The organism is Edaphobacter sp. FHG110511_03, from assembly GCF_059115365.1.
Window position 1 is genome coordinate 291792 of sequence record NZ_JBZYWL010000001.1, and the last position, 23553, is coordinate 315344.

Consider the following 23553-nt stretch of genomic DNA (forward strand, 5'->3'; position numbering starts at 1 on the left):
CATTCGTCTATCAGATGATCGAGTACCCGCGAGATTTGTGATGTCGAACCCGTATGTGATCCCGTCCGATGTTCTTTCCGAGAGGCGAAACCTCGCACGGCGGCACGAAGATCTGCTGAGTGAACAGCATTCACGTCTTCTCCTCCAGATTCCGGATGGAGTTCTCTGTATCAATCGAGACTGGAAGATTACCTTCGTCAATCCAGAAGGCATGCGGATCTTTCAGATTGAGCCCCATCACATTGAAACGGGTTCCATCTGGGAGATGTTTCCGCAGATGCCCGGCACTGAGCTCGAGCTTCATTGCCGCTCCGCAATGCAGGCCGGCGTTCAGTCGCATCTGGAATACTTCAGCAAACATCGCGATCTCTGGCTCGATCTTTGCATCCTTCCGGTAGAAAAAGGTATCGCTGTTATTGTGCGGGATATCACCGATCACAAGGGCGCAGAGCTCCTTCGTGAATCCGCCTCCCGGCAGCTATTGCAAGTCCTCGAAGCTACGACCGACGCGGTCCTCAGCGTCAATCGCGACGGCAGGCTGACCTTCCTCAACCGTCGCGCGCGCCAACTGCTTGCCGTCAAGGGAGATCTGCTCGGGAAAAATATCTGGCAGGAATTCCCCTTCGTAAAACACAACGGGCAGTATCAGCATTACTTTACGCGCGCGATGAAGGAAGGAATCGCCAGCGACTTCGAAGAGTTCTATCCCGAACCCCTGGATCTCTGGCTCTCCATCCAGATTCGACCTTCCGACGAAGGCGTCGTTATCTTCTTTCGCGATATCACCGCCCGCCGGGAATCCGATCTAGCCCTTCAGAAACAGAGTGACCTGCTCTCTGTCGTGCAGCAGACCGCTCGTGTCGCCACCTGGGACGTCAATCTTTCCACCGGCAAAGTTACCTACGGGATCGGATCTTATCCGGTCTTCGGGCGCTCTTTCGAGGAGCTTCCTGACCTGCGGGCCTTTAGAAACTACGTCCCGCAGGAGTATCTTTCCACGATTGGCGACCTCCTGCGTCAGACACGGCAGACCGGGGAGATGATCGTAACGGACTTTCCCATTCGAGCTGCGAATGGCTCCTTGCTTTGGATCGAGTGTCGCTGCCAGGCTCTCATCGTCGATGGAGTCGCCACTCGGCTGCGGGGCTTGTCCATCGACATCACCGACCGTAAACACTCTTCTGCCGCTCTTCAGCAACGTCAGGAAGAGACTGAGCGGCAACGAGCCGAGCTTGAAAGCATCTATCGAACCGCTCCCATCGGCCTGGCGCTCTTTGACTCCGTCGAGTTCCGCTACCTGCGTGTGAATGATCGTCAGGCTGAAACCTTAGGCCTGCCCATCGAAAAGATCCTGGGCCGCCGCATCACGGAGATTGCGCCGCTGAAGGGTATTGAAGAGATCTTTCGCCAGGTCGCAGCCGGCAGGACCATCCGCAACCATGTCTTCGAAGGCGAGCTTCCAACGCGTCCGGGTGAGCATCGATTCTGGAACGTCAACTATTCCCCGGTCTTCAGTTCGGACGGCAGGGTTGAGGCGATCGCCGCTGTCGTCCAGGAGATTACTAACCGGAAGAAGGCTGAGGACGCCTTGATTCAGAGCGAGAAGCTCGCGGCCGTCGGCCGACTGGCCAGTTCGATCTCCCACGAGATCAACAACCCGCTCGAAGCCATCACCAACCTCTTCTATCTCATTCACACCTCAAAAGGATTGCCTCCCGAGGTCGCAGAATACGTTCAAATTGCCCAGAGTGAGCTTTCGCGTGTCTGCCAGATCGCAACCCAGACCCTTCGATTCCATCGCCAGGCCGTCAGCGCTACCCGCGTGACCGCGAAAGATCTCGTTGATGCCGTTCTCAATCTCTATCAGGGACGCCTTCTCAACTCCGGCATTCAAGTAGAAACCGACTTTTTAATCTCTCGTCCGATTCTCTGCTTTGAAAACGACATCCGGCAGGTGCTCAATAACCTGATCGCCAACGCCATCGATGCCATGCGCCAGGGAGGCCGTCTCATCGTTCGCGCCCACGAGGCAACAGATCGCTCCAACGGGGATGACATTCGCGAAGGCGTTCGCATCACTATCGCTGATGCCGGCCATGGCATGTCGCCTGCGGTTCGTGCACGAATCTTCGAGCCCTTTTATTCCACGAAGGAGCTTAACGGAACCGGCCTGGGTCTCTGGATTTCCTCCGGCATTGTCGATCGTCACCAAGGCAAACTCACGCTGCGAAGCACCGATCATCCGGTCCACCACGGTACCGTCTTCGCCCTCTTCCTTCCCACGCTCGTAGAATTTCAGCAATCGTCGGAAGGCGAAGATCTGAGCTGAGTTTTCCCCCGGGAAAATTCTTGTGAATGACCTGTGGCTCCGTCAGGTTTACATCTCTGCCCATCGCCGCAGCAGGTTGTGATAGATCCCCGTTAGCTTGACGCCGTTTGGGCTTCCAGGCAGATCTACCGCCAGCTTTTGAATGGTCTGGTCCAGCTCGAACAGCATCGTCCGGTCGGAATCGCTGCGAATCATGCTCTGAATCCAGAAGAAGCTCGACGTCCTGGCCCCTCGCGTTACCGGTTCCACCCTGTGCAGGCTCGTCGCCGGATACAGCACCATATGCCCCATCGGCAGCTTCACGCTGTGCGAGCCGTAGGTGTCCTCCACAATCAGTTCGCCGCCGTCATACTCCTCCGGCGAAGTCAGAAACAGTGTCGCCGAAACATCCGTGCGAATCCTCTGCCCCGTCGTCACTTGCTGCCGGATAGCCGTATCCACATGCGTTCCAAACTTCCCGCCGCCCCGATACCGATTGAACATCGGCGGAAATACCCTCAGCGGAAGTGCCGCCGACATGAATCGCGGAGACCGTGCCAACCCCTTCAGCACCACCTCGCCAAGCTCCAGTGCTAGCGGCGAGCCCTCGGCAAGCTGCTCGTTCTCCTTCACGCCGCGTGCCTGGTACCCAGCTGTAGCCTTGCCGTCTGTCCAGTCCGCTGCATCCAGCTTCGCGCGCATCTGCTGCACCTGCTCCTGGGTCAGCACGTCGGGAATCGTAATCAGCATGAATGAATCTCCATCCCAAAAGAATACGCAGCGAACGACCAGAAAGTCGCTCGCTGCGTCAATGCCTGTACAACTAGAACCGGAAATTGGCTCCGATCAGCGCGCTCAGGCCTGCCCCGGGAATCAGGTGGCTCGGATGCGGCTGGTCGATATAGAACCGGTTCGCCAGATTGTAGATATTCGCCTGAAGCTCCAGCCTGTCCGTCACCGGTCGGCTGACCATCAGGTTGAACACCCAGTACCCAGGGTTCTGCTTCATCCCGGTCGACAATACCTCGTAGCCCTTTTTCTGCGCTCCCGTCACGGGATCCGTGTAGCTCGTCAACGGTCCAAACGTCAGTGGCATAAAGGGAACCGTCGAGCTCGCCGTCCTCGAAGCTACATAGTTCGCTCCGAAGCCTCCCTTCACTCGCGCAAAGATGTTCCGCGTCAGGAACGCATTGAACGTCTGCTTCGGCACGTTCGCCAGTTGGTATCCAACCGAGGTCGGGAAGAACTGTGAGCTTAACACTTCACTGTTCAGATATGCATATCCCAGCACCAGGTCCATTCCCTGCTGCAGCCTTCCGATCACGCTCGCCTGCACGCCCTGAACCCTCTGATTACCCGCCAGAACAATATTGTTCGAGTTCGTCGGATCCGTCTCACGCGCATTCTGCTTCGTCGTCCGGAACCACGCTCCATCCAGCAACAGACGCTCGTTCATCAGGCTGTACTTCGCACCCGCCTCGAACGTCTCGTTCTGCTCCGGCGGCAGAATGCTCGTCGAAACACTCAGGCTCAACGACTCAGCCGAGGGATTGAAGCTCGTTCCATAGTCGAAGTACACACTGCCGTGCGAGTTTGGCTTGAAGACAAACGCCGCCCTGTAGCTCGGCTGGCTCACCTCCTGCGACGCCAGCGTCGGAGCCGCCGAACTGTTCGGAACATATTGGCTGAACCTCGTATCGAAGTAATCCCAGCGAACGCCTCCGCTCAAATCGAACATCCGGCTCAGATGCACCGTGTCCACAAAGTACAGTCCAACGCTTTGTGACTTCACGTGCGTGATCGAAGAGATCGTACCCGTACCCGCAAACGGGTCCTGCGGATTCGGATTCGCCAGATTCGTCGGCGTCACGCCCTTGAACGTCGTGCGGATCGGGTTCGAGATCTCTTGTCCGCCCTCGACGCCTCCTACAAAGTCATTGCGAAGATGCAGAACCTTGAAGCGCGTCGTAAACTCCGTCTGATCCCACAGGTCTCCCTCGACGCTCTTGACCGTAATCTGGTTGCGATTCACCATGATCTGATCCGCCGGCGTCGTCGGAGTATAGGTACAGACCGCTCCAGTCACCGAGCTTGTCGGAAGCGCGCTTACAAATCCACCTACCGGAATCGCCTGCGAAGCATTCGAACAGATCTGCGGCTCAGTGATCTGAGCCTTGCGTCCGTAATTCGCCCAGCGCGCGATACTGTGAATCTGTGCATGCTCGCTGAAGTTATGGACCAGCCTGCCCGACAGCACATCTACATCCGCTCGTAGATTGTTCGTGTCCGGGAAGCCGAAGTAAGCATGCCGATTCGCCGGGGACAGCTTGTTGAACAGCCACGGCAGACCATAGTCCGGCGTGTCGCTCTCTGTCAGATGGAAGTAGCTAATCGTCCCCCTCGTCTGCGAGTTCAATCCCACCGTCAGTGAAGGGGCAACGCCATAATGGCTATTGGCCGCAAAAGGACGACCTGCAACGCCTCCTGCAACCCCCACCGCGTTCACGCGTACAGCCGATCCATTCATGAAGTCATCCAGCGGCTCGTTCACATCCGCCGTGATTCTCCGCGTCGCATCCGTTCCAAACTGCGCACCGACCTTCACAAACTCATCGGCCGCCGGAACTTTGCTGTCCTGGTTAATGATTCCACCCGTCGATCCACGTCCGAACTGCACACCCGCAGGACCCTCGAGAACTTCCACCTGCTCAAAGTTGAAGCTGTCGCGGTAGTAGCTTCCAAAGTCACGAATTCCATCCAGAAAGATATCGTTGCGAGCCGTAAAGCCGCGGATCGTCAGGTTGTCTCCCTGCGCCCCCGCCTCGCCCGCTGCCATGCTGATACCCGGAACATTCCTCAGGGCATCGCGCAGAGTCGTGTTCTGCTGCTCGCGCAAAATAAACTGCGGGACCACTGCCACCGTCTGCGGAGTATCGATCAGGGGCTGCGTAAACTTGTTCAACGAGACCGTATCCGGCATCGAAGCCGTTACGTCCACCGAGTCCGAACGCTTCAGACCCACCACCATCGTCGTCGTGCCCTGCGCCGCATAGCTCAGTCCAGTGCCCTCCAGCAGCAGACGAAGACCGTCCTCAACCGAGTACACTCCGCTCACACCCTTTGTCTGAAAGCCCGCAAGGGTTCCCTGGGGAAGATCGATCTTAACCTTCAGCCCGGTCGCCTGCTCGTACGCCTTGATGCCGTCCTCCAGGCTCCCCGCGACGATACTGAACCGCTTTACCGGGAGATTCGACGCGGCCTGTCCCGCACTACCTGCAGAACCCGCAGCACTTACCGCCGCCTGCGCCAGCCGGCCGCTGCCCATCACTGTAGCCGCCAGGGTCCCCACCGCCAGCAAGCTCTTCGATCCTGCAAATCTGCGCTTGTGATTCTTCCTTCTCGCGTCCTTCTTCATCATCCCTCTCCTTGCGAAACGCCCTCCGAGGCCGAAAAAAGGCGCACGAAGGGGCAACAACCGCTCATACCGGTTCAGCGCGGTGCGCCGACCGGCATCACGCAACCCATCAGAATTTGGAAGGGAAATGGACTGGAGCTTCGTTGATTACCACCGAACGCGCTCCTATAATCACACCAATCTGCTGTCCTAATCGACAGTCAGATCTCCAGGTCCTCGCGGTCTCTGTCAGGAGATTCACCCGCGGGGATCTGCCGCTTTTCCACTTCTCTTCAGCCCAGTCTTCGATTCCGCTCAACTGGCTCCTGAACCCCTGCTTCACTACTCGATATCTGCAATATAAGACACATTCAGTCCTACATTCAAGAAAAATATGCGACATCTTTGGTCGTAAATCGAATTTTCTGCAAAAATCGCCTTCAAATTACTTTCGATGTCTGTGCTACCCTCGCTGCGTCGCCGCGGGTCAGTTTCGCGAACGATGAATTGAAATCCAATCAACAGGAGCTTCGATGCGATCGCAGAGAAGTATTTACTTGCTGCTCCTCTTTGCTGGAATGTTCGCAGTCTTAAACCTTCCAGCACACGCTGCCAACTACTGCTCTTACCTCTATCAACAGGAACTTCAAGGTTGTTTTAACGAATGGAAGAGTTGTGGAACCACCTCTGCATGCACCGCACAACATGTGCAATGCGAAGATGATGCAAAACAGGACTATATCGACTGTCAGTCAGGTGGCCCTCCAGATTGTCCCCCGGGTTTCATATGCGGTGTTGCTTACCATCCAAAATCGTCAGTGCGAGCTTTGGATCCGAACCGCATCTTGATTGATCCCCAAACTCTTTCGTTACTCAAACCAGCACGAGCGTTGTGAACTTTCCGTAGGTCTTTCTAATTCGGGCAAACGAGCGAAGAGTTGATTCCTCTTCGCTCGTTTTGCTTAGCCAGAAATCCTGGTAAGACCCAATAGCTTCACAACTCACATCGCGTATCAGAACTGCCGGATAATTGAATAAATTTGACGAATACACCTTGCTTTTAAAGATTTACCGTGTCACTCTAACCCAAGCGTAGGAGTTACCCCGATGAAAGTCACATCGCACAACACGATGCGTAGGTCGCCAGAGACGATTCAATTCGTCATGGGCGATCGCCGGGCGCTCCCTCTTACCTGGCTATAACTCCATATAGCCTCCTACGCGAAACGTACTTCCAAATTACAACTTACTGAGTGGTGAAGAGCACAGTTCCTTCGACTGTCCATCGCTACACTGTCCTCGCCGATTCCCTCAGTAACTCCTTGCCTTCGCGTTAATCGCGTAGGCACGATGCGCTCTCTCGCGCAGCCGCAAACCTGCGCCTGCAAAGGAGATTCGCCAGTGGTGTAGAGAAGAGTTACTTCCACCGCTTGACACGTAAGCAGGGTAAGGAAAGCCCTGCCGGAGCAAAGACAGCATGGGAGAGAGGCGTAGCCTCGACTTACAAACATCCATGCAGCACTTACTCCGAAACTCTTCTTGAGTGTTCCCTGGCGACGCATCTCTTACTAACTCGTTTGGCCGGTGGTGTAGAGAGCAGTTACTTCGGCACGAAGAGCGCAGGTTCGATTCCTGCCGTGACTTAGGTCACGAAGTTCTGTGGTCAGAACATTCGTCTGTCTGCTTTCGTTCGTTCCCCGGTCAGGCAATAACTCCATAGCTTCACCGAAAGGTCAAGAAAGGGACTCGTTCTTATGAGCAACACTTACATCAAGGGAGGCACTCCCATCGGCTCCGAGTCGCTCTGTCGCACCTGTGCCAACGCGCAGATCATGACCGGCTATCGTGAGTCCGAGCAGATCACCATTTGCACCAATGTGGTCCCGAACGTGGTCATGCCCTTCAAGGTCTACGACTGCTCCGGCTTCTACGACAAGAACCGTCCGTCGTGGGAGCAGATGACCAAGCTCGCGATCGACGTCACGCCCTCTCCCATCAAACCGGTCGGCTTCAAGGTCGGGTCCGGCTTCCTGGCGGAGGTCATCGATTCGGAAGATTGAACCCCTTCGCCGGTGGCGAAAGACGGCGGCTACATCGATGGTCCGAAGCGCCCGCCGCAACAAGACGGGTTGCAGGTTCGAATCCTGCCATGAGCTCAGCTCGTGTCGCTTCTATGCCGCCGTCGCCCATTCCCCGGCGATTCGCAGCACACAAAAACAGCAACGCACACCAAGGAGGTGCGTGATGAAACTGAACGTCCTGAAACTGAGCCTGCTGGCGCGTCCTCGCACGTATGAGGGAGCGCCCGCCATCGCCATCCCTCCGGAGGCCGCACTGCGGCGCAGCGTTCTCGCCTGCATGCTCTGGGAGGACGAGTTCTACGAGAGCGGCCAGACCATCGCCGCTCGTATCCGCGAGCTTGTTCCGCGCGTCACGCCCGAAGCCGTCGCCGCACTCGCCGTCGAAGCCCGCACTGCCATGAAGCTGCGTCACGCACCTCTGCTTCTGGTCCGTGAGATGGCACGTTACGCCTCGCACCGCGCTCTCGTCGCCGAGACGCTCGTGCGCGTCATCCAGCGTGCCGACGAGCTCGCCGAGTTCGTCGCCATCTACTGGGCCGAAGGCCGAGTGCCGCTCTCCGCGCAGGTCAAGAAGGGTCTGGCGGCAGCGTTCACCAGCTTCGACGAGTACGCTCTGGCGAAGTACGATCGCGCCGGCGCCGTGCGTCTGCGCGACGTCCTCCTCCTCTGCCACGCACGTCCTCGCGACGCTGCGCAGGCCGAGCTGTGGAAGCGTCTCGTCAACGGTGAGCTTGCCACTCCCGACACCTGGGAGGTCGCACTCTCCTCCGGTGGCGACAAGCGCACGCACTGGGAGCGCCTGCTCGTCGAAGGCCGCCTCGGCGCCCTCGCCCTGCTCCGTAACCTCCGCAACATGGAGTCTGCCGGGGTCAGCGAGGAGTACGTCGCGGCTGCCCTCGATACCATGCGCACCGACCGTGTGCTGCCCTTCCGCTTCCTCGCCGCGGCGCGTCACGCTCCGCAGTGGGAGCCAATGCTCGAGCGCGCCATGTTCCGCTCGCTCGAGGAAGCCGCTCGCCTGGTCGGACACACTGTCCTGCTCGTCGACGTCTCCGGAAGCATGGTCGCTCCGCTTTCCGGCCGCTCCACCATGCTGCGCACCGACGCTGCATACGGTCTCGCCGTCTTGCTCAGCGAGGTCGCCGAGAAGGTCAGCCTCTACACCTTCTCCGATGCCTGCGTCCGAATCCCGCCCCGGCGCGGATTCGCCCTGCGCGACGCCATGGAGAGCAGCCAGCGGCACGGAGGAACCCGGCTCGGCGCCGCACTCGACTCCGTGCGCGAACCGTACGACCGCATCGTCATCATCACGGACGAACAGTCGCACGATCGCGTCCCTGCTCCCCGTGGACGGGGCTGCATCATCAACGTAGCCAGCGCCCGCAACGGAGTAGGCTACGGCCCCTGGTCGCACATCGACGGCTTCAGCGAAGCCGTCCTCGACTACATCCGTGCAGTCGAGCAAACCCAAAACAACACGTAACGAAGACCGTTACAGAAAATAAAACGGCGGAGAGCATAAGCTCTCCGCCGTCCTCTAAAAGCAGAGGATAGGTTAGAAGTTGAACTTCAACTGGAACTCCGTCGTACGGGGAGCTCCCTGCGAAAAGGTACCCGAACCACGCTGCGTCCGATTTCCATCCTGAACCGCATTGTTGTTCGGTCCATTCAGGAAGCTTGCGCTCGATCCGACATCGCCGCCCGCGGTATTGGTATTGGCAAGAATGCCTGTCAAGGTACCAAAGTTCGACATGTTGAAGACGTTGTACATCGCAACCGTCGGTTCAATGCTCATTCCCTCACGTAAGCGGCTAAGCTTGATCGGATAAGAGACCGTTGCATCGAAGGAACGAAATGCAGGATTGTTCAGAGGCGTCGTCGGCGCAGTGGCAATCTTCTGCTGTACTGCATTCAACGCCGATAGCTGCTGCGGGGTCATAATGCCTGCAGTAACCAGAGCCTGACCGGCAGGTGTGAGCTGTCCCGCATGAGTCGCGTTGTAGTTGCCGATCACCTTGTTCAGACCTGATCCCTTCACCGCGTGCATATAATCACCCGGCAGAGTTCCGGGAAGCAGATCGCCCGTCGTGCCGTCGCCGGTCACATCCGTGCGGAAGATCTCGCCCGGCGCACCCGACTGATTATCCAGCGTCAGAGCTGTGGGTGACGCCGAGAAGAAATGGCCTGCCATACCGACGTTCACGCCGTACTTCACAGCAAGGGTGCCGCCGAAGCTGATCTGGTTCGAGTGATCCAGCTCCGAACGCCCCATGTACTGGTTCGGATCGTCGTTATCGAACGGAAGCGAGTTGAAGAACTGATCTCCCGAAGACGTGCCGCTGATCGGATTGACAATCTTCGACAGCGAGTATGAGATCTGGAAGACCGAGTTGTTGATTCCCGGTACAGGGTGCTGAACCTGTTGCTTGAAGACCACCTGCAGAGCGTCGTAGCCTGAGCGCCCCACTGGCAGGATGAACTGGCCGACACCGACATTCGGATTCCTTCCGCCAAACGCAACTTGAGGAATACCAAAGTTCGACGCCGAGTAACCGCTCGTTACCTGGTTGATGGAATCGAGACCGTTCGACGCAAAATCCGTAATCGATCCGCCGCTTGCGATTACGCAATTGACCGCGTCAGATCCTGTCCTTCCCACGCAGGTGGGAAAGACATATCCCTGGGTCGGATCGTTGGGATCATTAAGAGAACTGGCGGTTGCCGCAATCGCCGTTCTCGCGCCGTCTGCATTCAGGAAACGAGCTGCACCGACATGGTTCACATCGATCAAGATCGGAACCTTAATCGTTGCACTGTGAACATAATCCACGCTGACGATCGTCCCTCGTGCAATCTCACGCTGGACGCCGAAGTTGAACTGGATCGAATAGGGACTGAGGAAGGGAGCAGCATAAACGCCATTGGCGTAAAGACCGCCATTCGGCGAACCAATATACGCTGGATTGGGTCCACCCGTTTGAGAGGCAGCCTGATACTGCGCCTTCAGTTGAGCGATCTGCGGTGCAGCCTGAGCGATCGGCTGACTGCAGATGGTGGACAAGGGTACACCGTTGACCGAAGTGACAACACTGCCATCTGGCAGAGCCAGACGGTTCGCGCCTCCACAGACCTGGGCATTGTTGAAGTAGTTTCCATTGCTATTCACCACATAGCTACGTGCGTTGGAGGTGTTATTGAAGACGTCGTTCTCGTAAAAGATACCGATTCCACCACGAATTGCAGTCTTGTGGTCTCCGGGGCTGAAGACAAAGCCCACCTGCGGTCCAAAGTTAGCCCAAGGCTGATGTGTCCTCTTTCCTAGTCCGGGCTGATATTGATCCCACAGAGGCGTATCGCCGGTGCAGCCGGGGAACTGCATTGAAGGATCGACACTGGAGCAAAGCGGCGTCGCAAGGTCCTGGTTTCCACGTCCCGTATCTGCACTCCAACGGAGACCAGCCGTCAGTGTCAGGTAGGAAGTCGCCTTCCAAGTATCGGCGATGTAAGCGCCCGTACGCCAGGCCTCTTGACCGCCTCCGTTAAGACCAAACCCATGCTTTTCTGTAAAGAAGCCGTTTCCGTTGCCGAGTAGGAAGTAGCGGACAGAATAACCGTTGATGGGGTCGCCTGGGCAGGGAGCCTCGCCCGTAACGCCACCGCAATTATCGAGAAGGTTAGCCGAGCTGAAGCGAGTAAACAACGAGGCGCCGTAAAACTCAGCGAAGCCACCGCCCAGAAGCCGGTTCATGCTGGCGCCAAACTTCAGAGTGTGTGAGCCCTTGGTCCAGGTACCGTCATAACGAAGCTGCTTGTCCGACTGGAAAGTTCCTTGGGGAGCCAGATAGTTAGGACCGGCATAGAAGCCTTCCACCGTATCGTAAAGCGTTACACCACCGCCAACATTCGGCAGAGGATTGTAGATCGACGAAAGACCACCAGTACCATCCTCCAGAATGTTGTGGAACTTCTCATAGCCACCACGAATGGAGTGGGTAAATCGGCCCGTCACGAAGTCGACACCAGCCGAAAGCGCTGGCGTGTTATTGCGGGTCTTATACAGCGAGTAAAGCTGGTTGTAGTTCGAGGTCGTCGCGTTGACGTTGTAAATACCACGGACGAAGAAGTGTGCCCCCTTCGGTCCATTCCAGTCGAGGCGGGCGGTGCTATAGGTGTCCCGGAAAGGAGCCGGACTGGAGGGAAAAGCACTCTGGATGGCCGCAAAGGTGGGGCTCGTCGTCGCAGCAGCTTGCTGGTCCTGTTTGACACGCTCAACGGCACCAAAGAAGAACAGCTTGTCCCTCAGGATCGGACCACCGACGCTACCGCCAAATTGGTTGCGCTGGAACGGCGCATCGAAGCCGCCCGTCGTTCTCGCAAAACCGAGACCGTGATCTTGGAAGTTGTAAAAAAGCTGCCCATGGTACGCATTCGTGCCCGAGCGCGTTGAAATCAGAACCTGTCCAGTTGAGGTCACCTCACCCGAGACGTCCTGGGTCGAGCGATTCAATTGAAGTTCGTCCACAGCGCCCGTCGGAATATTGAAGAGCGTCGTTCCTACGTTCTCGTCGGTCACGTCCTGACCGTCAAGAAGAATACGGGTGGTACGGCCGGAAACGCCTCCAACAGAGAGAGCCGAGTAGCCCGCTTTGGTCGGGTCAAAGTTGTCGCCGCTCTGCAGAATTACGCCCGGCTGCAACTGAGCCGCGTCGAGAATGTTGCGCCCGTTCACCGGAAGAGCCGCAATCTGTTCGCGCGTGATAACGTCCGAAACGCCAGGCTGGTCCGTGTTGATCTGAACCGCACCGGCAGTGACCTCCACCGTCACATTCGACTCGCCAATCGACAGTTTGAACGAACCGGTAGTCACCGTTCCGGTCTTTACAACCGTGTTTACGGTCAGGGTCTGAAAACCGGGGTGCGTGACGGTGACCGCGTAGTCGCCTGGGTTCAGCGGACCGATGCTGTAGTATCCCGACGAATCGGTCGTAAGAGAGCGCGTGGATCCGGTCTCAGTGCCTTTGATCGTTACCGATGCATTTGGCACCACGGCTCCGGTGGAATCAGTAATCGAACCCTGAATCGCTCCGCCATTTACCGAAATGGCTTGACCGAAGCTCAGCGCAGTCATCGAGATCAGCACCAGCACAAGTCCAAATAATCTTTTCATCAAAAACTCCCGTTCGCCCTCAAAGTCACCGATCGCTCCTCATTCCCCATAAAGCGGCGAGTGCCCTGGTGCTGAAAGCAATTCATACAACCCCTAGGGCATTTCGAGGGCCATTTTTGACGACTGGTCACATTGATGAAAAATTGTTTGTTTCTAAATGGTTATGGATTTTGAGCGGAGGTTCTGGATGAACGATCGATATGTTTTATTAATGTAAAAATTTGGCAAGATACAGAAAAACATAGGCACTTGACAGTCAGCGGTAACTAACGCTACTCCATCGTTTGCCTCCAACAAGGCGCATTTCGGTCACAAAAATTGCGCTTTTGGGAGATGAAGCGCTCTCGGGGAAGCCTGTCTCAGATGAATCTTAAAAAATACTGTTTGTGGGCAGGACGAGGGGCCGAGAAAGGGGAGAAATCCACAAATTCAGTCTCAGTTGCTGGCGTTCTCCCGCTTGTAAGGTTTCTGCATCAGCGCCCGAGCTTCGTTGATCGCTCCCTGCGTATTGTCGTTCGTCTGAACGGCGAGCCGGTACTCGTTGACGGCACGATCGCGCTGCCCCGTGACATCAAAGATCCTTCCCAGCTCAATGTGACTCCAGACCTCCACCCACTTGGGGTCCCCATCGCCCCGTAGCGCGTCCCGGAAAGAGTTTGCGGCGGACTGGTAGTTGCGCTGCATAAAGAAGACTTCGCCGATCCGATAATTCGCCAGCGAGCTGTTGCGATTGGCATCCAGGGCCTTCTGATACTCAATCAATCCGGCCGTCAGGTCTCCTTGAGCCACCTGCTGCTGCCCTCGCAGCACGGCAACCCGTACGGCGAGGTCGGGAGTGCTCTTCAAAACCCAGTTCTGTGGGTCGATCGAGACTCGACGGGGTCTGCCAAAGGTCTCGACCGAGAAATTGCTCTCTGTCCCGGAGACATCGACGCGCCGAACCTCAGTCTTGCCATCCGTTTCGATACGCAGCTCGATGGGCATACGGAAGAGATCCAAATCTTGAGCGATCGAGCCCATAGTGCGGAAGCCCTTATTGTTCCCCAATCGGAAGACCGTGTACTTATTGGTAAAGGTAGGCGCTCCCGTGCCGTCGCACCATTGCGCGAAGAAGGGCGTGAGCTGCAGTTGAGACTGAGCTTCGGCGACGCTCTGGACATTGGAGGTAGTGACTGATTTATCCGTGTATTGCGAGAGCAAGCCACGAAGAAATTTGAGGAAGGCATCGTCTCCCATCTCCCACCTGAGCATATGAAAGACCATGGCGCCCTTTTCCAGCGTCATCGATTGGAACTGAGGCGAGAAGGGATCGAGGCGCCCCATGCTCGCAAGCGGCTGGGTGTCGTAGGCAAGGGCTCCGGCCTGTACGTCGGTAATGGCGGACTCGAAGGCGCTCTTCCCTGCCGAGTCTTCCACGTACATCAGCTCGCCATAGCGCGACATGCCGTTCGTAATCCAGGCATCGTTCAACGTGGCGGGCGAGATCTCCGACCCCCACCACTGGTGAGCCAGCGTATTGGCAAGCAGGCGCGAATAGGTCTTTCCTGCGACCCGCCCCCCCGCAATGGCGGCGATCTCCGGAGCCCACGTGGACGAGACAGCGTCCTCGGGCATCTCTACAAGATTGATCTGGCTGCTCTCCGGCTGGCCGAAGGTGGTCGACATAAACTCGAACTGTTTGGCGGCGTCCTGAGCGAAGGCGACAGCGACGGACTTGCGTGGTTCGGTGACGTAGACGTGGACGTTGTTGATGCCAGGCGCCGTAATCGGCGGCAAAAACTTGCCCGCGATAATCGTTCCGGGAAAGCCTGGCCTGCTCCACTTGAAGGTGTACTCCGTCCGGTTGCCGGGAAGGCTCTTCGGAGCCGCCACACCGGAGCCCGACCCTACGACGCGCTCGTCCCCGGGAACCCGGATATGCATCTCCGCGGTAAAACGATCGGTATAGAGGCCGGTCATCGGGAACCAGCGCCCCGGATAGAGCAGAACGCTGATGGGGTCCTGGACCGAGGCGAAATTGATGCCTTCCACCGGGCTTGTCTCCGCGCCTTTCAGGGTACCGCCATACTCGAAGGTCCACGTCGTAGAGGTCCCCTTAGGAATCGGCGATGCCAGATTGAACCGGACGGTCGAGTTGGTGGTGATGCGTTCGGCCTCCAGCGGCTTCTTGTTCGCGTCCGTAACTTTGGCGAGTTGCAGGCCGTTGTTCAGCTCAAAGACAGGAGCGGTCAGGTCCTCAAGCGCGGTAAACGTGACCACGGCAGTAGCCGCAAGCCTGTTGTCTGCGGGAAAAAGGTCGGCGTTAATCACGTAGCCGGTCACTTCCAGCTGCGTACGCGCCGGGGCAGCCCAGATGGCGCTCGCGAGAAAGAGGAAAGGGATCAGAAATACAAGCGGAGAACGAAATTTCCGAGCAAAAGCGCGCATGAAGGCGAAGTTCCTCAACAACATGGTACTGCCGTAGTCCCGTTATAAGGCAGGCGTCCTTTGTTTAGACGCTTGCAGGTGAGATTCGGCCTCGTTCAGAGAGCTGCCTCCCGGTCAACGGTCCAAGTAAGGAATCTACAGCATCAGCCACCTGCCCAATCGAGCCGGTTCCTCCGGGAGCCACCAGTTTCTCCCGAACCTCCGCGAGATCCGAGATTATGCGGGCGCGTTCAGGGGTTTCATCCAGTAGCGGGCGAAGTGCCGCAGCAACATTGGCCGCAGTGAACTGATCCTGGATAAGCTCAGGGACGATCGACCGGCCGGCAATAAGGTTCACCATCGCGATGGGAAGATTTCCGTGAACATCGACAGAGGCCGCAGGCCAGACCTCCGGAGGATACCGTACCAATCGTTTCGCCAGCTTGAACGTCAACGGTGAAACTCGATAAACCACGACAAACGGATTCCCGATCACAGCTGCCTGCACGGTAGCCGTTCCGCTGGCAACAACCGACGCTCGTGCGTGACGGAGTGCTTCTCGTGCATCGGGTACGAGTGTGATCGAGCTCTTGGGCCATTGGATTTGAGGTATCTGTTGCTGAAAGACGAAATCACTGAACTTCTGTGTGTCGAGCGTGCTTGCCACAGGGATCAAAAAATCGTAGCGCGGGCCGAGAAGAGCGGCGGCTTCCAGCATGGTGGGCAGGTTAGATTCGACCTCCTTCCATCGGCTGCCTGGTAACAGAGCAATCCAGGGCCTGCCAAACTGTGAACTCGATTGAGGATCTTCCCCCTTGGCAAACATATAGGTGGCCGCGAATTGTTCACGCGAGATGGTCGGCAGCGGAAGCTCGGCCAGGGGATGGCCGGTAAACTTCGCATCGACATTGCGGTTGCGATAGAAGGGTTCTTCGAAGGGAAAGATCACCATCATGCGATCGACCCGCTGCTGTACCCAGCGCAGGCGGCGGCGCTTCCAGGCCCAAAGCTGCGGACTGACAAAGTAGACGACCGGAATCTGCAATGCCTTCAGCTCACGGGCGAGGCGAAAGTTGACGTCGGGAAAATCGATGAGAACGGCGGCCTGCGGGCGGCGCTCTTTATCTTTAATAGATGCGACCAGTTTTCTATAGGAGCCGTAAACGCGCGGTGCGTGCCGGAGCACCTCGGTGATTCCCATGTGGGCCACGTCCTCGGCGCGGACGATCCGGTGCTGGCCTGCGGCCTCCATCTCCCGGCCGCCGAGACCGAAGAAGCTCGCAGCAGGATGGCGGCGGTGAAGCTCGGCGATGATCTGGGCCCCGTAGTGATCGCCCGAGGCCTCACCGGCGGAGAGAAAGATGGTCGGGTTGGAGGTCGTCGCAATGCCTTCAGTGTAGATTTTTCTGGAGGTGCTTGCATGGCGGGACAGGTGAAGCGGTTCCGGGCGGTGTTGGAGCCGCTGCCGGGTGGACTAGGCTGGGTCGTGGCGCGCGTCCCCTTTGACATTTCGAAGGCATGGAAGAAGATGGTGCGGCTACGAGTGAAGGTGGAGACCGGCGACGAGATCTTCCGCACCTCGCTCTTCGCCGATTCGACCCACGGCGGTCACTTCGTGCTCGTGAACAAGAAGATGCAGAAGGCCGCAGGGGTCCGGCTGGGCGGGATGATCGATCTTGCGGTCGAGCCGGATCTGGACGAGCGCGAGACCGAGGCTCCGTCAGAGCTTGAGAAGCTCTTCAAAAAAGAGAAGGCGCTGGCGAAGTGGTACGCGAAGCTGAGCGATTCGATCCGCCGCGACATTGCTCGGACGATCACGGACGTGAAGAATCCGGAGACGCGGGCACGCCGCGTCGAGCAGATGGCGGAGCGAATGCTGTTGGCCATGGAAGGCGAAAAAACGCTTCCGCCGATTCTCGATGTCGCATTTCGCAAGCGTCCCGCGGCTCGCGCGGGCTGGGAGCAGATGACCGAGGTGCAGCGTCGTGGTCATCTCCTGGGCGTCTTCTACTACCAGAGCCCGGAGGCGCGGGAAAAGCGTGCAGGCAAGGTCGTCGAGGACTGCCTGCGCGTGGTCGAAGCGAAGAAGTAGGAGCCTCTCACAAAAGATCTCTCCGACGGATCGGCCCTGTCACACTTCGCTGCGCTTCTTCGTCACGTGGATAGGCTGATTTCGGGCCTTGTGACAAGGAGAAGCACGAATGCACGGTTCGGCTAAGATTTTTCCCGCCACCTCATCCTCCGCCGGAATTTCGAGCAGGATCCGCTCCATCGCGTACTGGATCTTCACCCTGCTTGTGGTCTACGAGATGACCGCCGGAAGCCTGTGGGATCTGCTGCGGATCGAGTACGTCCGCGTGGTCCTCACCCACCTCGGATACCCGATGTACCTGCTCACGATTATGGGTGTCTGGAAGCTTCCTTGCGCCATGGCCCTGCTTGCGCCGGGGCTTCCGCGGCTCAAGGAGTGGGCCTACGCCGGAGCGTTCTTCCTCTACACCGGGGCTGCGGCTTCGCACTTCTCAGCCGGGGACCCCGCCGGCAAGTGGATCATGCCGCTGGTTCTTGCAGGGTTCACCGTTGCATCGTGGGCTTTGCGCCCGCCGCAGCAGCAGATTTCCAACACGGCTTCTCCACTGGATACGCGCCCCCGTTCGTGGATTGTTCCCGCCCTGATTCTCGCAGGGCTGCTGATCCTGGCGTTCGTTTCCCTGCCCAAAGGTCCTCCGCCCGCGTGAGGCTTAGCGGTTGAAGAGGAGAGAGTGGAGTTTTTCCTTGCCGAGCACTCGGCCAAGCTCTCGGAAGGCGAAGAGGGGGACGAGAGCGCAGAGGACGATGATGGTGCGGGCGAGCAGTTCTTCGTAATCAAGATTGTGGAGGACGGTTCCGAAGGGCTGGTGGTGGATGAGGCGCTTTACGAACTCCTCGATGAGGTGGAAGAGGAAGATGAGCAGGCCGAAGAGGAAGGATTTGAGAAGGACGGCTTGGTAGAGAGGAAGGGTTTCGGTGCGGCGGCCGAGGCGCACCATCTCGCCGATGAGGATTACTTTGCCGATGACGAGGGCGTTGATGATGGCGAAGGCGTAGTTCCAGGTGTCTACGTCGTATTTCCGCAGCAACAGGGCGGTGTAGGTGCTGATGGCGCAGAAGAGGACGGCGAGATAGGCGGAGATGATGGCGTAGTCTTTCAGCTCGCGCGCGGCTCGCTGCTTGAAACCAGGTGCGGCTGCATCCGTGGTCATAGGAGGCTTCCTTTTGGGTGGCCTGCGGTGTGTCGGAATTCTACGCCAGTCCCCCCTCCCCCGTACTTTTTTGCGCAAAGTCTTCTAAATAAAAGACTTGAATCTGGACCTCGTGTTCAGCCAGTTAAAGGTCGAGGGCCCGGCGTTTTTGGCCGGACCCTCATTTAAGGATAGCAGGGGTGTCAAGGTTTCGAACGGGATAAGGAGGATAAGCCTAGGCTTTTGTTTAGCTTGGGAGATGCCGATGACTTCAGAAGCTGAAGTCTCTTTTTGTTTGTCTGTTTTTACGATTTTTGGTCTGTTCTTACGATTGTGGTGTTTTGTCCATCTCCCCTCTTGCAAGAAAGGTGAGAGTGGGCCTATAGTCGTTAATCGATATACCTATCATCGACTATTCCTAAAAAATTACTGGATCCCTTACCTTCGGCTGCTTTTCAGATCCTGCTGGCGCTTGCGGACGGCGATTCGCATGGCTATGGGATTATGCGGCATGTTGCGGAGCAGACCTCGGGGCGCATGCGGCTTGGTCCCGGAACTCTGTACAGCTCCATCCAAAGTCTTTTGGAGGCGGGATGCATTGAAGAGGTCGAGTGCGAGAGTTCGGACCGGCGCCGCTGCTACCGGCTGACCGCGGCGGGCCGCACACGGGTTCGCGACGAGGTGGAGCGGCTGGAGGAGCTGTTGCGGGTGGCTCGATCGAAGAAGCTTCTGGAGGGCGAGTATGTCTGAGAGGATCTATCGTCTGCTGCTGCATCTTTATCCCAGCCAGTTTCGCGAGAGCTACGGCGAGGAGGCAATCCAACTGTTTCAAGACCGGATGCGGGACGAGACGGGATTCTTCCGGCACTCGCGGCTGTGGCTCGACCTGCTGCTCGATCTCGGCTCGCTTCGTCTTCGTGGGTATCGTGAGGCTGCTGTCGTTCCCGCGGCAGCTTCGGCGCAGGGCGGTTCGGGGAGAGCGCCTTCGTTTGCGAGCCTGGAGAGAAGCGCGCTGGAGTTTCGGTTTGTGTTTTGGGGTGGGGTTCTGTCGGCGATTCTCTGCGGCGCGGCTCTGTTTGCGCTGGAACATGGGGGAGGCCATCTGCCGCCTTCGATGTTTCCGTCGAATGCCTTCGTTGTGAGCGCGAAGACGACGCCAAGGATTGTGTTCTCGTATGAGCCGAACGGACCGGGCGCAGGCGCAGAGGTTCGGCTGCACGCGGTGGTGAGCGGTGATGGAGGCGAGCCTGTCCCTACAGGCAAGGTGAGTTTTCTTTACGGCTGGAATGGTCTGGTGACGGGAACTTTGGTGAATGGCTCGGTGACGATGGAGGCGAAGCTGCCCCAAGGCAAGAGGCTGCCTTTGAATGCGCTTTATCTTGGCGATTCGAATTACCGGTCGATTACTTCGCTTGAGAAGACTCGTTAGGCTGCCGGGAACTTTCGAGTGCGTTGGGCCGTAGTCAGGGGTGCGATCCCTGGAGAGTGGCATGGCTCGACTGCGGTATGGAAGGGCGACGTGGATCTTCTGCGTGGCCTATGTTGTGGTGACGGTGCTGGCGATTGGGTTGTCGGTGGCGATCGGGATGATCGGACACATGCCTCCGACGCCGGAGCCGATGCAGAACCAGGCGTATCTGCTTTCGGAGAGGTTTCTGCCGGGAATGAACCTGGTGGTGTGGGGGATCTTTGCAGGGATTTACTTTCGGGGGCGTGGCGATGCGGCGGGGCTGCGCGGGGAGGCGTATGGGCTGGGAGCGTTCTGGCTGGCGGCTGCGGTGGTGGTGGACTATGTGGGGTTCGTGCTGATTCCGAATCCGCTGTCGCTCAGCCCGCATGATTTTTATGTAGGGCAGGCTCCGTGGATTTATCTGATTTATGTGGCGATCTTTCTGGGGCCGGTTTTTTGGGTGGCGTTGCAGGGGTTCAGGCGGGCCCCAGTGAAGGTGTGAATCGGTCGTTCCGGCTGCGCCTTCACTCCGGCCCATTCGACTGCGCTCAGGGCAGAGTGGAGCCCAACAATTCAGCCTCAGGTAATGGTGTAGAGCGGTTTGAACTCGGGGATGCCGGAGGTTTGACCGTCGATCCAGCGGAGGACGTAGACCTGGACCGGATCTGTGAGGGATTTGGTCACGGCGTTGTAGACCACTTCAAGCAGAGCGTGAGCCGCGAGGTCCTGGTAGTAGTCGATGTCGGGTTCCACCATGACCCAGTTGGTACCGGCTGGAGACTTCTCGTTCTCATGGAATGTCAACTGGACGTTCGCTTCGCCGAACTGAATCTGCTTCCAGCTGCGGGTTCCGCCGGGGTGGAAGAGACCAGGATTCTGTTCCACTGAGAATTTTCCGTCGTCGGTCGCGGCCTGGATCTGCTGGATCAGCTCAGGATCGCACCATGCGAAGAAGCGGTCCTGAGCGGGCGCGAAGTTCCCTTCCCAGATGAGCTGCTTCATGTAGGTGAGTGGGGTCTGGTTGGGAAGGGCGATCTGGCTCATTGCCTCGCAGATGTTAAGGAGACAGGCAAGAGGCTTTTCCTTTTCGACAAGACTGTCGTAGTTGGCTTCGCCGGTGGCGTTATCGAGTCCGGCACCAATGAATGGGTATTTCGAATTTGCCGCGGGAAAGCGTGCGTTGACGAAACTGAAGCCCGGATCTTCACGGATGAGCATGAGATCGAGGACGCGAGTGTAGGCGTTCGAGAGCTTGACGGGAGAAAAGCCTACCTGCTGAAAGCCTTTTGCCCAGACCAGCACCGTGTAGTTGTCGCCCAGATTGTCAAAGAAGGGGACTTTAAAGGTTGTGTCGGGCGTTTTGATGTAATCGCGAAAGTGCTGCGTCTGATTCCCGTCGGTGATGGTGACGAGAAAATTCGCAGGAGCTGCGAAGATCTGGCGAGTGCCATCGAAGATTCGGAGACGAAGGTTGCTGGTGTTTTGCACGCGTACTCCAGGTTTCGTTGATAAATCCTGGACAGAGTACACCCGAAATAAATACTGACCGTGAAGATTCGATTTAATGGGGCCACGTCGTCCGATTCAGTCGTTCCGGCTGCGTCTTCACTCTGGCGTTCGGCACAGTCGTGATGCGTGATTTTTGATGGGCCACCCGCCCAGGAATAAGGCACCCGAGGGTAGTGGTTCGGTCAGATGTGGGCCACCCGTCCTTATGAAGCCTGAACTACTCGTGCATCGATCGATATTTTTTCGGTTCGATGAAAGACCACATCCAAGACGGGGCGAATGTTCGGAAGATTTGTCGTCTTGCTTTTCATAAGACGCTTTGCGCCGATTCCTAAAACAGCTTCATTTCCCTTGGAACTCTCAGGAGAACCTTCATAGACGGCTGCGAAGAGCGGCATATGTAATTTGAGACATTCCTTACCAGCCTCGATACTTCCACCTTGTTCGCGAGCCTCAATGAGAATTAACGCTTGAGACAAGGCGCATATGGTTTTGTTTCGTTGCATCGCATTTCCAACACTCCAAGCTCCTTTCGCCCCAAACTCAGAGACTACGAGCGTGCGCGACTCATCCCAAACATGCTTGATATCTTTTTTGATTCGGAATCTCAACAAGCCTTCAGCTAGAACGACTGTTGTTGTGCCGCCAGCATCTAGAGCAGCTTCATGCGCTGTCAAATCAACTCCAGCAGCGTATCCGGAAACGACATTAACATTGGCATGTGCTAGCGACGCCGCAGAATCGCGGGCCGCAGCAATACCTTTTTCAGAGGCGCTTCTGGAACCGCAAAATCCGACTGACGGAGATTTCAGAATATCTAAATTGCCCCGACACAAGAGTAGAAGCGGAGCCAACTCGCCAAGTTTTTCCAGAAGCGAAATCGGATAGCGATTATCTCCAATAGCTAGAACTGCCGTCCCGGACTTTTGAAGTTTTTCGTATTCTTCCTTAGCGCGAGCACGAACCTCCGGAAGCTTTTCAAGCTGTTCAGGGGTGAGCACCGATACTAAAGCGCTCTCTAGATCCTCGACGACAGCATGACAGAGTAAATTTCGAATCTTTCGAACTTTTGCCGGCCCGATTCCAGGAAGGTCAAGGAGAGTCATTAGGTCCACCGCACTAAGTGACATCGGATTGTCCCCTTTAAACATTGTCGTCATTTCTGCAAGTCTTTTCACAGGCTAGCCCTAGAATGCATTCGGCGCCGGCTTCAAGAAGGAGTTGTGCACAGCAATTCATCGTCGCCCCGGATTGGTATAGATCATCAATGAGCAGTACAGTCATTCCCTCAAAAACCTTTGGTTTGACTTTGATGGTGCCCCGAAGCGTACTTATCTTCTTGTCCACAGTTACATTCTTAATAGACGCTCTTTTGACGGTAGTCGATACAAATTCGCTGAAATCGGGTATTTCTCTTGCTTCAGCGATCGCTGAAGCAAGAATTTTAGGCAAGCTGTAGAGCTTTTCGGGATCTGATGGGGGAATAGCGACGACACAATCGGCTCCATCGTAGCAAGTCATCTCGTTTAGAAATTTAACAGATGCTTTGGCAAGCTCTTTAGCCGCCTTTTTATGGGCATCAGTGGCCGCTGTATCGTAAGGTTTTGCCTGACCTCTCAATTCGGCGATAGAACTACGAGGCTTGTCTGGGTTACCCGCTACGTGAGTGTAGTCAATCGCAAAGGAGACGGCGAGTAGGTCTTGAATAGCTACATACTTTCCAACGGTCGATACCCAATGCTGAACCTTTTCGGGTAGCTCTTCTTCGAGCTCGGTCTCGTTTATGAATACCTGAAGGCGCCCCCCTGCCGCATTTCGCGCATGATAGGGGTATTCCCCTTCATACATACTCTCAAAAGCATTCTTGTAGGTCTGAGTGAATGGGAGTAGTAAACAAAAATTTTCCCTGAGTGAACGTGGTTTCACAGTGTCTGGCCATTCAGTACTCAGTTGTCTACGGCCAATTTTCAGGGCAGAGAGATCATCATCGGAGATCGAAACCTGCATCATACTCGGC

The 23553-nt window shown here is 56.8% G+C and carries 17 protein-coding genes; 8 read left to right on the forward strand and 9 right to left on the reverse strand.

The annotated features are described in order from the left end of the window. Positions 1–40 precede the first annotated feature (40 nt). Positions 41–2329 (forward strand): PAS domain-containing protein, encoded by a 2289-nt coding sequence (locus tag AC5S26_RS01070; RefSeq protein ID WP_494182993.1) that lies wholly within the window; start codon positions 41–43, stop codon positions 2327–2329. Between the two features lie 48 nt (positions 2330–2377). Here AC5S26_RS01070 and AC5S26_RS01075 read toward each other — a convergent pair whose 3' ends face one another. Further along, the gene (locus AC5S26_RS01075) at positions 2378–3058 is read right to left on the reverse strand and encodes a Fe2+-dependent dioxygenase (protein WP_494182994.1); all 681 of its coding nucleotides are present in this window, start codon (positions 3056–3058) and stop codon (positions 2378–2380) included. 73 nt (positions 3059–3131) lie between these two features. Next, positions 3132–5726, reverse strand: a complete 2595-nt coding sequence (locus AC5S26_RS01080; RefSeq protein ID WP_494182995.1) for a TonB-dependent receptor domain-containing protein — start codon at positions 5724–5726, stop codon at positions 3132–3134. Between the two features lie 1730 nt (positions 5727–7456). Between AC5S26_RS01080 and AC5S26_RS01085 the strand changes: the two genes are divergently transcribed. Continuing rightward, complete coding sequence (locus AC5S26_RS01085; RefSeq protein ID WP_494182996.1) at positions 7457–7762, forward strand: hypothetical protein; 306 nt, start codon at positions 7457–7459, stop codon at positions 7760–7762. A 184-nt stretch (positions 7763–7946) separates the two neighbouring features. Further along, complete coding sequence (locus tag AC5S26_RS01090) at positions 7947–9266, forward strand: TROVE domain-containing protein (protein WP_494182997.1); 1320 nt, start codon at positions 7947–7949, stop codon at positions 9264–9266. A 72-nt stretch (positions 9267–9338) separates the two neighbouring features. On the opposite strand, the gene AC5S26_RS01095 is transcribed toward AC5S26_RS01090, so the two are convergent. From AC5S26_RS01095 to lpxB, 3 genes are all read right to left on the reverse strand, one after another. Continuing rightward, on the reverse strand, positions 9339–12950 hold the full coding sequence (locus tag AC5S26_RS01095) for a TonB-dependent receptor (protein ID WP_494182998.1): 3612 nt from the start codon (positions 12948–12950) through the stop codon (positions 9339–9341). A 435-nt stretch (positions 12951–13385) separates the two neighbouring features. Then, on the reverse strand, positions 13386–15377 hold the full coding sequence (locus tag AC5S26_RS01100) for a M1 family aminopeptidase (protein ID WP_494182999.1): 1992 nt from the start codon (positions 15375–15377) through the stop codon (positions 13386–13388). A gap of 64 nt (positions 15378–15441) precedes the next feature. Beyond that, complete coding sequence (lpxB, locus tag AC5S26_RS01105) at positions 15442–16788, reverse strand: lipid-A-disaccharide synthase (RefSeq protein WP_494184589.1); 1347 nt, start codon at positions 16786–16788, stop codon at positions 15442–15444. Here lpxB and AC5S26_RS01110 point away from each other — a divergent pair. Both AC5S26_RS01110 and AC5S26_RS01115 read left to right on the forward strand, forming a co-directional pair. Further along, entirely contained in the window at positions 16777–17448 is a 672-nt protein-coding gene (locus tag AC5S26_RS01110) for a YdeI/OmpD-associated family protein (protein WP_494184590.1), read from the forward strand. The two genes, lpxB and AC5S26_RS01110, sit on opposite strands and share 12 nt — an antisense overlap. Before the next feature lie 109 nt (positions 17449–17557). Beyond that, positions 17558–18094, forward strand: a complete 537-nt coding sequence (locus AC5S26_RS01115; protein ID WP_494183000.1) for a DoxX family protein — start codon at positions 17558–17560, stop codon at positions 18092–18094. Between the two features lie 3 nt (positions 18095–18097). Here the strand turns inward: AC5S26_RS01115 and AC5S26_RS01120 are convergent, their stop codons facing one another. After that, positions 18098–18598 carry a hypothetical protein gene (locus AC5S26_RS01120; protein WP_494183001.1) on the reverse strand — a complete coding sequence of 167 codons (501 nt, stop codon included), beginning with the start codon at positions 18596–18598 and terminating at the stop codon, positions 18098–18100. Positions 18599–19042: 444 nt separating this feature from the next. Here AC5S26_RS01120 and AC5S26_RS01125 point away from each other — a divergent pair, with 444 nt between their 5' ends. From AC5S26_RS01125 to AC5S26_RS01135, 3 genes are all read left to right on the forward strand, one after another. After that, positions 19043–19327 (forward strand): PadR family transcriptional regulator, encoded by a 285-nt coding sequence (locus tag AC5S26_RS01125; RefSeq protein ID WP_494184591.1) that lies wholly within the window; start codon positions 19043–19045, stop codon positions 19325–19327. Beyond that, positions 19320–20006, forward strand: coding sequence for an Ig-like domain-containing protein (locus tag AC5S26_RS01130; RefSeq protein WP_494183002.1), 687 nt, complete (start codon positions 19320–19322; stop codon positions 20004–20006). The genes AC5S26_RS01125 and AC5S26_RS01130 overlap by 8 nt, the downstream gene beginning before the upstream one ends. A 61-nt stretch (positions 20007–20067) precedes the next feature. Further along, positions 20068–20529: a hypothetical protein gene (locus tag AC5S26_RS01135; protein WP_494183003.1), complete on the forward strand. Its 462-nt coding sequence runs from the start codon at positions 20068–20070 to the stop codon at positions 20527–20529. Positions 20530–20606: 77 nt separating this feature from the next. Here AC5S26_RS01135 and AC5S26_RS01140 read toward each other — a convergent pair whose 3' ends face one another. The 3 genes from AC5S26_RS01140 to AC5S26_RS01150 form a co-directional block, all read right to left on the reverse strand. Next, complete coding sequence (locus AC5S26_RS01140; protein WP_494183004.1) at positions 20607–21515, reverse strand: hypothetical protein; 909 nt, start codon at positions 21513–21515, stop codon at positions 20607–20609. A gap of 224 nt (positions 21516–21739) precedes the next feature. Beyond that, a complete protein-coding gene (locus tag AC5S26_RS01145) occupies positions 21740–22714 on the reverse strand; it encodes a DNA-processing protein DprA (RefSeq protein WP_494183005.1) in 975 nt (324 codons plus the stop codon). Beyond that, the gene (locus AC5S26_RS01150; RefSeq protein ID WP_494183006.1) at positions 22680–23546 is read right to left on the reverse strand and encodes a hypothetical protein; all 867 of its coding nucleotides are present in this window, start codon (positions 23544–23546) and stop codon (positions 22680–22682) included. The genes AC5S26_RS01145 and AC5S26_RS01150 overlap by 35 nt, the downstream gene beginning before the upstream one ends. Between the last annotated feature and the right edge of the window lie 7 nt (positions 23547–23553).

Bases quoted from the DNA above. Each gene is read 5' to 3' on its own strand.
- AC5S26_RS01070 (WP_494182993.1), top strand. From the start codon at position 41: ATGTCGAACCCGTATGTGATCCCGTCCGATGTTCTTTCCGAGAGGCGA.
- AC5S26_RS01075 (WP_494182994.1), bottom strand. From the start codon at position 3,058: ATGCTGATTACGATTCCCGACGTGCTGACCCAGGAGCAGGTGCAGCAG.
- AC5S26_RS01080 (WP_494182995.1), bottom strand. From the start codon at position 5,726: ATGATGAAGAAGGACGCGAGAAGGAAGAATCACAAGCGCAGATTTGCA.
- AC5S26_RS01085 (WP_494182996.1), top strand. From the start codon at position 7,457: ATGAGCAACACTTACATCAAGGGAGGCACTCCCATCGGCTCCGAGTCG.
- AC5S26_RS01090 (WP_494182997.1), top strand. From the start codon at position 7,947: ATGAAACTGAACGTCCTGAAACTGAGCCTGCTGGCGCGTCCTCGCACG.
- AC5S26_RS01095 (WP_494182998.1), bottom strand. From the start codon at position 12,950: ATGAAAAGATTATTTGGACTTGTGCTGGTGCTGATCTCGATGACTGCG.
- AC5S26_RS01100 (WP_494182999.1), bottom strand. From the start codon at position 15,377: ATGCGCGCTTTTGCTCGGAAATTTCGTTCTCCGCTTGTATTTCTGATC.
- AC5S26_RS01110 (WP_494184590.1), top strand. From the start codon at position 16,777: ATGGCGGGACAGGTGAAGCGGTTCCGGGCGGTGTTGGAGCCGCTGCCG.
- AC5S26_RS01115 (WP_494183000.1), top strand. From the start codon at position 17,558: ATGCACGGTTCGGCTAAGATTTTTCCCGCCACCTCATCCTCCGCCGGA.
- AC5S26_RS01120 (WP_494183001.1), bottom strand. From the start codon at position 18,598: ATGACCACGGATGCAGCCGCACCTGGTTTCAAGCAGCGAGCCGCGCGC.
- AC5S26_RS01130 (WP_494183002.1), top strand. From the start codon at position 19,320: ATGTCTGAGAGGATCTATCGTCTGCTGCTGCATCTTTATCCCAGCCAG.
- AC5S26_RS01135 (WP_494183003.1), top strand. From the start codon at position 20,068: ATGGCTCGACTGCGGTATGGAAGGGCGACGTGGATCTTCTGCGTGGCC.
- AC5S26_RS01150 (WP_494183006.1), bottom strand. From the start codon at position 23,546: ATGATGCAGGTTTCGATCTCCGATGATGATCTCTCTGCCCTGAAAATT.